The sequence below is a fragment of the Sediminimonas qiaohouensis DSM 21189 genome (assembly GCF_000423645.1).
Lineage (GTDB): Bacteria > Pseudomonadota > Alphaproteobacteria > Rhodobacterales > Rhodobacteraceae > Sediminimonas > Sediminimonas qiaohouensis.
In genome coordinates this window covers 1-1,569 of sequence record NZ_KE384068.1, presented here as the reverse complement: position 1 = coordinate 1,569, position 1,569 = coordinate 1, and the positions used below count along the sequence as shown (strand labels likewise).

Below are 1,569 nucleotides of genomic sequence, written 5' to 3'. Positions count from 1 at the left end.
ATGCCAGTGTAGCAATTCAGAATTCGAGGTCCAAGTGCTTGAGGCTCCTCTGCAGTAGCCAACGTAATGCGGTGGTGTGAAGGATTAGCCATTCTTCTCGCGCCCCATGACGAACCCCGCCCAGTCCTCCATCATCGCTCGCCGCTTCTCGATCATGTCGCTGCGCCTGTAAGCCCGCTCGACGTCGCTGCCAACATTGTGCGCTAGGGCGATCTCGGCGGTTTCACGTGGGTAACTCGTGCGCTCGGCGGCCCAGTCCCGGAACGTGGAGCGCAGACCATGCGGCACGGCCGGGCGGCGCGACTGTGGATCGAGAAAGCCGGGACGGCCCTCTTTCACCTCGGCAGCGTGTATCCTGCGCATCACGGCCGAGATGGTCATGTCGGACATCGGCCCGTCCTTGGGCGAGGGGAAGACATATGGGCAGCCCATGTGCCTGGGAAGCTTCTTGAGCAGGTCCACCGCCGCCCTGGAAAGCGGGACACGGTGTTCCCGGCGAGAGCGAAGTCACATCGCGGAGCAAAACCCAAATTGATCGCGGCACTGGGTGAAATCGGGCAGTGACCGGAATCTGAGGAATTGCAGAAGCAGATTGACTTGCTGTCGTGAGTGTGACATAAGCGGTCACGGTCACAAAGGAGTTTCCAAATGGCAATGACACCTGCAGAGCGCAAAAAGGCGCAAAGAGAGCGAGAGCGTGAGGCAAGCCTTGTCGCGCCGGAAAGCACCAAGCCTTACCTCAAGAGGCTTTTCAGTGAGGCCTGGGAAGAGAGCGCGCAGTCTTCTGACTTTGCGTTACCATTGGAGTTGGCGGGCATTGAGCCGCCTACATTTGAAGATGAGCGCAACCCCGAAGAGGTATCTAGGGATAACGAGGCAACAGGGATCGGCTCGGAGGGCTACGAGGACGTCTTCGTTGGCTACGATGGCGCCATTGGCCGTGCTGAGGTCACGATCGGCAGCCTACTGGACGCGGCGCAAGAGCTTGCTGGTATCGTTAACCGCTATAAACGCGAAGAGATCAAAGCGCGGTTGGCTGAGCTGGAAAACTCAGAAACGATCGACCGGGCGACGATGATCAATGAGGCCGTCAAGCTCAACAAGATATTGGACCTGCTGGATAAGCGGGACCGCAGAGATCTTCCCCGGTGGAGGGTGACGGGCGTGTAACGCTCGGTAATCGCGGCGTGGCCCCAGTCGTCCAAACCTAAACCACGCCGCTCAATGCAACGTCTCGATCAAAGGAGAGACATCAATGACTATAGACTACAAACTCCTACATCTGCACGCAACTGCCGATGATCGTTACAAAAGCAATAGGGCACAGGCGTTCGCAGAATACATGTCGCCTCCATCCATCGACAGCATGGAAGACCTCCTTGACGTCATGTCCGATTGCGGTCTTCCCGTAGTAAAATCCGCAGAGGAGTTTCTCGAGGCTGAGGACGCAGAAGACGAGATGGAAACCCTTATGCAGCAGCTTGAGTGCTGGGCGATTCTGATGCAAGCCAAGCTAAGGGGTTTCCGGGCGTTGCAAGAAGAAGGTTTCGAAGCGATCAAAGCCGAGGC

General features: G+C 57.4%; 2 protein-coding genes and 1 pseudogene. 2 read left to right on the top strand and 1 reads right to left on the bottom strand.

What is annotated here, in order from left to right:
* Positions 1–84: 84 nt before the first annotated feature.
* Positions 85–507 (bottom strand): annotated as a pseudogene (locus G568_RS0117715) (tyrosine-type recombinase/integrase); the annotation flags it as partial.
* A 141-nt stretch (positions 508–648) separates the two neighbouring features.
* Here G568_RS0117715 and G568_RS0117710 point away from each other — a divergent pair.
* Together G568_RS0117710 and G568_RS19500 are read left to right on the top strand one after the other, a co-directional pair.
* Complete coding sequence (locus G568_RS0117710; protein ID WP_026759186.1) at positions 649–1,170, top strand: hypothetical protein; 522 nt, start codon at positions 649–651, stop codon at positions 1,168–1,170.
* An 85-nt stretch (positions 1,171–1,255) separates the two neighbouring features.
* On the top strand, positions 1,256–1,569 hold a 314-nt coding region (locus G568_RS19500), incomplete at its 3' end, for a hypothetical protein (RefSeq protein ID WP_037374550.1).

What these genes read in the sequence shown, in the direction of transcription:
- G568_RS0117710 (WP_026759186.1), top strand. Translation starts at nt 649, where the DNA reads ATGGCAATGACACCTGCAGAGCGCAAAAAGGCGCAAAGAGAGCGAGAG.